The organism is Salipiger sp. HF18 (assembly GCF_011806505.1).
Lineage (GTDB): Bacteria > Pseudomonadota > Alphaproteobacteria > Rhodobacterales > Rhodobacteraceae > Salipiger > Salipiger thiooxidans.
Map to the genome: position 1 here is coordinate 1 of NZ_JAATOS010000209.1, position 6,824 is coordinate 6,824.

Here is a 6,824-nt window from a genome sequence, read left to right on the forward strand (position 1 = left end):
ACCTCGGCGCGCGTGGCCGCGGGCGCGTCCCAGACCTGCGCTGCCCCGGCAGCGGCGGCAACGGTCGCGGCGGTGGCACGGGTGACCTCGCCCACGATGTCCGTGGGGTCGGCCGGGTTCGCCACCGGCACCGCGGCACCGGCCTCGGCCTCGGCCTCGGCGGCGACCAGCGGGCCCGCCTGCCAGCGCTGCGACCGGAACGGCATGCGCGCCGCGTCGATCGCGGCCAGCGTCGGGCGATGGGTCAGGTCGAATCCCCTAGAGTTCTCGCGCTCGGGCCGGAACAGCGCCGGGCCGCGCGCCAGCGGGCGCCGGTCGCTCGCTTCGAAGGGATCGGTGGCCACCGTCTCGGGCGGCACGCTCTCGTCGACGATCTGGTTCACGAAGGACGAGTTGGCGCCGTTCTCGAGCAGGCGGCGCACGAGATAGGCCAGCAGGTCGCGATGCGCGCCCACGGGCGCGTAGATCCGGCAACGCGTGCCCGCGTCCTTGTGCACGATGCCGTGCAGGGTCTCGCCCATGCCGTGCAGGCGCTGAAACTCGAAGGCGTCGGTGTCGGTCGCCATGTGCAGCACGGCGGCCACGGTGTGGGCGTTGTGCGTGGCGAACTGCGGGTAGATGCGGTCGGTCATGCCCAGCAGCTTGCGGGCGTTGGCGATGTAGGAGACGTCGCTGTGCGGCTTCGAGGTGAAGACCGGGAAGCCGTCGAGCCCCATGACCTGCGCGCGCTTGATCTCGGTGTCCCAGTAGGCGCCCTTGACCAGCCGCACCATGATGCGCCGGTCATGCGCCTCGGCCAGCGCATAGAGCCAGTCGAGCGTTTCGGAGGCGCGCAGCCCGTAGGCCTGCACCACCACGCCGAACCCGTCCCAGCCGCCGAGCGACGGTGCGGCGAAGGCCGCCCCGATGACGTCGAGCGACAGCGACAGGCGGTCGGCCTCCTCGGCGTCGATGTTGAGCCCGATGCCCGCCGCCTTGGCCTCTTCGCAGAGCTGCTGCAGGCGCGGCACCAGCACTTCCATGACGCTGTCCTTCTGCGCCTCCTCGTAGCGCGGGAACAGCGCCGAGAGCTTGACCGAGATACCCGGATTGTCGCGGATGTCGCGCGCCTTGGCGGCCTTGGCGATGGCGGTGATGGCCTTGGAATAGGCGTCGAGGTAGCGCAGCGCGTCGGCCTCGGTGCGGGCAGCCTCGCCCAGCATGTCGTAGCTGTAGGTGTAGCCCCTGGCCTCCATGGCGCTGCCGCGCTTCATCGCCTTCTCGATGGTCTCGCCCAGCACGAACTGCGCGCCCATCTCCTTCATGGCGCGGCCCACGGCGGTGCGGATCACCGGCTCGCCGAGGCGTTTCATGGCGCTGCGCAGGTGGCCGGCGGGCCCTGGACGCGCGGCCGGGTCGAGCACCTTGCCGGTCAGCATCAGCGCCCAGGTCGAGGCGTTGACCAGCGGCGAGGACGAACGGCCCATGTGCCGCCCCCAGTCGGATGGCGCGATCTTGTCCTCGATCAGCGCGTCGATGGTCTCGGCATCCGGCACCCGCAGCAGCGCCTCTGCGAGGCACATCAGCGCGATGCCCTCGTCGGTCGAGAGGCCATACTCGGCGAGGAAGACCTCCATCAGCCCGGGCTTGGTGCTGGCGCGGATGCCGCGCACCAGCTGCGCCGCCCGCGCCGAGATGGCGCTGCGGTCCTCGGGCGACAGCGCGGCCTGCTGGCGCAGGCGCGCAACGGTGGCGTCCTCGTCCGCGTACATGTTCTGATCGATGAGCTGACGAAGGTCGGGGGCGATGTCTCGCGGCATGCAATCTCTCCGGTGATTTTCCCCATCATACAGTGGCGTTCGCAGTCTGTTTGACTTATTACTGCGAAATGACAGACTGAATCGTCTGAAAAACCGAGGAAACGCAATGCAAGCCGAGCACGAAGACTACGACCGCTTCGACCGGGCGATTCTGACCACGCTGGCGGCCGAGGGCCGGGTGTCGATCACCGAGCTTGCGCGCCGGATCGGCCTGTCGAAAAGCCCCACGCAGGCGCGACTGCGCCGGCTCGAGGAGCTGGGCGTCATCCGAGGCTACCGGGCGATCCTCGACCCGATCCGGCTGGGGCTCGACCACGTGGCCTTCGTCGAAGTGCGTATGTTCGACACCCGCGAGAGCTCGCTGGCCGAGTTCAACAACGCCGTCGCCGCCATCCCCGAAATCGAGCAGGTGCACCTGATCGCCGGCAACTTCGACTACCTTCTGAAGGTGCGCACCGCCGACATGCGCGACTACCGGCGGGTGCTGGCCGAGAAGATCTCGACCCTGCCGCATGTCTCGACCACCTCGACCTACGTCGCGATGCAGGCGGTCAAGGAAGACGGCATCGCGCAACCGCCGGGCAGCGCCTGAGCCGCCACTGCGGGCTCCGCCGGCTCTGGTCAACCGCGCGGAATTCCGGCAAGACAGGGACCGGGCCCGCGTGGTGGAATGGTAGACACAGGGGACTTAAAATCCCTAGCCGTATGGCGTGCCGGTTCGAGTCCGGCCGCGGGTACCACTTGGGACGCCCCGTCGGGTGTCCGCTGCCTTCATTGACAGATCTTGCCAGTCCGCGCGTCGCCCTGACGGAGGCTGCGCGGGTTCCCCCACTCCGCCACGCAACGTGGGTCAGGCCGTGACTTCGTCGCCCATGAACATGACCGAAGGGTGGCTGCCGTCGTCCGAGACCAGGCGCCACCGCGGTGCCGCGTTCGCGCGGTCACGCATGCAGACGGCGCTGTCGGTCTGCGAAGATCCCGAGCCCACGACGGAGACCCCGCCGCTGGTCTGCGAGGGCAGCAGGTCGCGCCGGGCGGTCACCGCCGCCCGCCGATCAGGACCCGGACGCCCTCGAAAGGACGCCCGGAACCCTCGCTCAGAGCATGCCCTTGGTCGAGGGGATCGCATCGCCCTTGCGGGGATCGGGTTCCACCGCCTCGCGCAGCGCGCGGGCAACGGCCTTGAAGGCGGCCTCGGCGATGTGGTGCGAGTTGACGCCGTGCAGCTGGTCCACGTGCAGCGTGATACCGCCGTGGGTCGAGAGCGCCTGGAAGAACTCGCGCACCAGCTCGGTGTCGAAGCTGCCGATCTTCTCGGTCGGCAGGTCCACGTTCCAGATCAGGAAGGGCCGCGCCGACAGGTCCAGCGCCGCACGCACCAGCGAGTCGTCCATCGGCAGCAGGCACGCACCGTAGCGGCGGATGCCCCGCTTGTCGCCGAGCGCCTGCACCAGCGCCTGCCCCAGCGCGATGCCGGTGTCCTCGACCGTGTGGTGGTCGTCGATGTGGTAGTCGCCCTTGGCCCGGATCGTCATGTCGATGAGCGAATGCCGCGACAGCTGGTCGAGCATGTGGTCGAAGAACCCCACCCCGGTCTGGTTGTCGTAGCTGCCCGTCCCGTCGAGGTCGATGCTGACCTCGATCTCGGTTTCGGCGGTCTTGCGGGCGATGCTGGCCTTGCGCATGGGCTCACTCCTCGGCTGTGGCGCCGCTTATAGGCAAGGCCGCAGGGGCCGCCAAGCAGGCACCGCGCGTCTCTTGTGCGGGCGTGTCGTCTGTGCCAGCTTGCCGCCCAACAAGGAGACCGCCATGACCACCTGCGTATTCGTCCAGATCCGTTGCAAACCGGGCACCACCTACAAGGTCGCCGAGGACATTGCGCTGCGCGAGATCCACTCCGAGCTTTATTCGACCTCGGGCGAATGGGACCTGCTGGTCAAGCTCTACATCCCCGATGACCGCGACATCGGCCATTACATCAACGAGAACCTCGCCGACGTGGCGGGGATCGAACGGACCCTCACGACGCTGACCTTCAAGGCGTTCTGAGAGGGCTTTTCCGGGCGCTTGCGCCCGGGTGACGCGCCACTGCGGGGAACACGGAAGACGTCCCTTGCGCCCTCCCCGGACCACCCGGATGCACAGCTCGCCCGGGCCGCCTCGTGCGGCGCAAGGCGCGCCCGGATGTGCTGCGGCACGAGACGCGCGCTTGATATCCGCAACCGGCAAATCCCGGGGATGACGCGGTCTTCGCCGTCGAGCGCGAGATACGCGTCGTCGTTGCCGAAGGTGCTGCGGGAGAGGCCCGGTACCAGCCCAAAGCGGAAGTTACCCAGGGGTGATTGGTGGCGAAAAGGTAAGTTCCTTGCGTCAACTCCTGAATCCGAGGCTAAATCGCCACCTGTTCGCTATCGGAGCAAATTCGTGCAAAAAGTTCACTTTAAGACAAACCCCACCAATCAATCAGAAGAGTATGCGCAACTCATTGATGTGATACTTGTCGTTTTGAATCGAGTTTCCGTGGAGCTTACATTTGAGAGCCAGCGAAACCAGTCTCTAAGTGAAGATCAGTTCAGAGTTTCTATTCGCCTGATTCACTCAGCCTGCGTGCTTGGTACAATGTTGCCTGATCTAATCAAGGAACAATCGATAAGGCTACCTCACGCGCTTCCCATAACGAGAATGTTCTACGAGCGATTGCTCTCCGCCGCATATGTATTGTCGGATGGAGGTCCCGCGGCAAAACAAGCAATCCACTATGCTGTCTACAGCGTCTTCAAGAATCAGAAGAAACTATTTTCGGCTGGAGGTTATCAGGAGGTAATTCCCGGTAGATTGAAAATTTCGCGCGAATCCAAGGAAGTTACCGAGGCCCTAGACTACTTCAAGAATGCCAAGAGCATTCGGGAGTTTAATCATGATCGACAAGGGCGCTGCAAGGTCATCGGGAATGTCAGCAAGAGAGCAAAAATACACTTTCAGTCGGTAGAGCAAGCAGGGTATTCTTTGTCATCGGAAATCGTTCATGGAAGTTACCTGTCAACGGTTCTTTACTCCGACCAAGCACGAGACGGTACGCCTGAAAAAGGGCTTCATGAAACAACAACTTGGATCATGATAGCTCTGGTTTTCTCTTCTGAAGCTCTTGGACACCTGCTGCGCAGTCTTTGTCCAAGTTTACCGAGTCCGCCACTTTTGATCGATGCTGGAAAGACTTTTATGAAGTTCGAGGTGCCTGAGGCTGCTGATCTGATCAACCGCGCCTACGGCGAGAGCTGAGTGTGCAAAGTCCGCCTCCGGCGCTCAACTGCCGATCGACGCAATTTGCGCCACCATCGCCCGGGAACACGCGTCCCCCGGTCGCTCCCCGCAGCGCGGCCCACCCAACCGAATTGGACCGGCGAAAACCTCCGCGCAAAACAAAAACCCCGCGCCACGGCGCGGGGTTCTCGTGTCTCTCGGGACGTCGGGCGCGGATCACATGCGCGAGGCGACGTTTTCCCAGTTGACCAGGTTGTCGAGGAAGTTGGCCAGGTAGGCCGGGCGCTTGTTGCGGAAGTCGATGTAGTAGGAGTGCTCCCACACGTCGCAGCCGAGCAGCGCGGTCTGGCCGAAGCAGAGCGGGTTCACGCCGTTCTCGGTCTTGGTGATCTTGAGGCCACCGTCGGTGTCCTTGACCAGCCATGCCCAGCCCGAGCCGAACTGGCCGGCGCCGGCCGCGGAGAAGTCTTCCTTGAACTTCTCGACCGAGCCGAAGCTCTCTTTCAGGGCCGCTTCCAGCTCGGAGGGCATGGCGTTGTCGCCGGCACCCATCATTTCCCAGAACTGGGCGTGGTTCCAGTGCTGGGAGGCGTTGTTGAAGAGCCCCGACTGCGCCACGGCCCCGGCGTCGTAGGTGCCCTTGACGATCTCTTCCAGCGACTTGTCAGCCCACTCGGTGCCGTCGATCAGCTTGTTCAGCGTGGTCACGTAGGCGTTGTGGTGCAGGTCGTGGTGATACTCCAGCGTCTCCTTGGACATGCCCTTGGAGGCGAGAGCGTCGTGGGCGTAGGGAAGATCGGGAAGTTCGAAAGCCATTGGTGCATCCTCTGGTCTTGAGTGAATTCGTAAGCCATTCCTAGACCTGCACAGGGTGAGGTCAAGGAGTGTCATGGTTTAAACGTGCCACTCCGCGCGATGTTCCGCCCCCGCGTCAACTTACGGGGCTGGCCGCGGCGATCACGCCTCGTGGAAGCCGACCTCCCCGCCCTGGGCGGCGGCGGTCGTGAGCACCCGGAAAGCGTAGTCTGCCACCGAGCGGAACACGAAGACCTGCGCCTCTTCCGGGCCGCGGAGCCAGTAGCCCGCCGCCACCTGCGCGAGGCGTGAGCGGCGCACCTCGCCCGGAGCGAAGGCGCCGGGGGCCATGTCGGTCGGCGAGAGCTTGGCAAGCACGTCGCGCAGGTGCGGGCCGGTGACGCGGAACTGGGCGCGCGCGTCCGAGACATCGGTGGCGGCGAAGTGCTGCCCCGCGAGCGCCGCGTTCAGCTGCGCAAGGGTCTCGGACGCCGCCTCGTAGGGCAGCAGGAACAGCAGCTCGTCGCGCGACATCCAGAGCAGCGCCCGGTCGCCGAACTCCGCGGCCCCGAGCGGGTCGGGAAAGCCCGCGCCGGTGATGCCGCAGACCGCGTCGCGGAAGCCGTCGGAGAAATCCCCGCGCAGGGAGATCTGGCCCTGCGGCGGCAGCGCCTCGACCCGCAGAAGCCCCTCGCTCAGTGCGCCCGCCATGGGGGCCGTGGGCTCTGTCTGGGGGGTGATCACGTCAGACATTCTGTTTCTCCCCTTCCGGATCGTAGAACACCGGGCTGACGATGCGCGCGGCGATGGTGGTCAGCTCGTCGCGGGTTTCGTCCTGATCCTCGGCGGTGAACTGCAGCACCTCGCCCATGCGGTCGGGGCCGTGCTTCACCAGCCCCATGGCGATGCCCTTGCGCAGCGTCGGCGAATGGTAGGTCGAGGTCACCCGGCCCTCGGCATTGCGCTGGC

The 6,824-nt window shown here is 65.5% G+C and carries 9 protein-coding genes and 1 tRNA gene; 4 read left to right on the plus strand and 6 right to left on the minus strand.

From position 1 onward, the window contains the following. Positions 1–1,799 (minus strand): proline dehydrogenase family protein (locus HC022_RS16020; RefSeq protein ID WP_175583609.1); only part of this gene is annotated, 1,799 nt, incomplete at its 3' end. Between the two features lie 106 nt (positions 1,800–1,905). On the opposite strand from HC022_RS16020, the gene HC022_RS16025 reads away from it, so the two are divergent. Together HC022_RS16025 and HC022_RS16030 are read left to right on the plus strand one after the other, a co-directional pair. Continuing rightward, positions 1,906–2,391 carry an Lrp/AsnC family transcriptional regulator gene (locus HC022_RS16025; RefSeq protein WP_008885892.1) on the plus strand — a complete coding sequence of 162 codons (486 nt, stop codon included), beginning with the start codon at positions 1,906–1,908 and terminating at the stop codon, positions 2,389–2,391. 64 nt (positions 2,392–2,455) lie between these two features. Then, positions 2,456–2,539: transfer RNA gene (locus HC022_RS16030), tRNA-Leu, on the plus strand. 110 nt (positions 2,540–2,649) lie between these two features. On the opposite strand, the gene HC022_RS16035 is transcribed toward HC022_RS16030, so the two are convergent. After that, positions 2,650–2,841, minus strand: coding sequence for a hypothetical protein (locus tag HC022_RS16035; protein ID WP_175583610.1), 192 nt, complete (start codon positions 2,839–2,841; stop codon positions 2,650–2,652). Between the two features lie 55 nt (positions 2,842–2,896). Continuing rightward, positions 2,897–3,484: an imidazoleglycerol-phosphate dehydratase HisB gene (gene hisB, locus HC022_RS16040; protein WP_008885931.1), complete on the minus strand. Its 588-nt coding sequence runs from the start codon at positions 3,482–3,484 to the stop codon at positions 2,897–2,899. Positions 3,485–3,608: 124 nt separating this feature from the next. Between hisB and HC022_RS16045 the strand changes: the two genes are divergently transcribed. Both HC022_RS16045 and HC022_RS16050 read left to right on the plus strand, forming a co-directional pair. After that, positions 3,609–3,848, plus strand: a complete 240-nt coding sequence (locus HC022_RS16045) for an Lrp/AsnC ligand binding domain-containing protein (protein WP_089955794.1) — start codon at positions 3,609–3,611, stop codon at positions 3,846–3,848. 375 nt (positions 3,849–4,223) lie between these two features. Then, positions 4,224–5,078, plus strand: coding sequence for a DUF5677 domain-containing protein (locus HC022_RS16050; RefSeq protein ID WP_167453103.1), 855 nt, complete (start codon positions 4,224–4,226; stop codon positions 5,076–5,078). Between the two features lie 198 nt (positions 5,079–5,276). Here HC022_RS16050 and HC022_RS16055 read toward each other — a convergent pair whose 3' ends face one another. From HC022_RS16055 to HC022_RS16065, 3 genes are all read right to left on the minus strand, one after another. Then, positions 5,277–5,876: a superoxide dismutase gene (locus tag HC022_RS16055; protein ID WP_008884510.1), complete on the minus strand. Its 600-nt coding sequence runs from the start codon at positions 5,874–5,876 to the stop codon at positions 5,277–5,279. A gap of 141 nt (positions 5,877–6,017) precedes the next feature. Beyond that, positions 6,018–6,608, minus strand: coding sequence for a sarcosine oxidase subunit gamma (locus HC022_RS16060; protein WP_167453104.1), 591 nt, complete (start codon positions 6,606–6,608; stop codon positions 6,018–6,020). Continuing rightward, on the minus strand, positions 6,601–6,824 hold a 224-nt coding region (locus HC022_RS16065; protein ID WP_167453105.1), incomplete at its 5' end, for a glycine cleavage T C-terminal barrel domain-containing protein. The genes HC022_RS16065 and HC022_RS16060, both read right to left, overlap by 8 nt.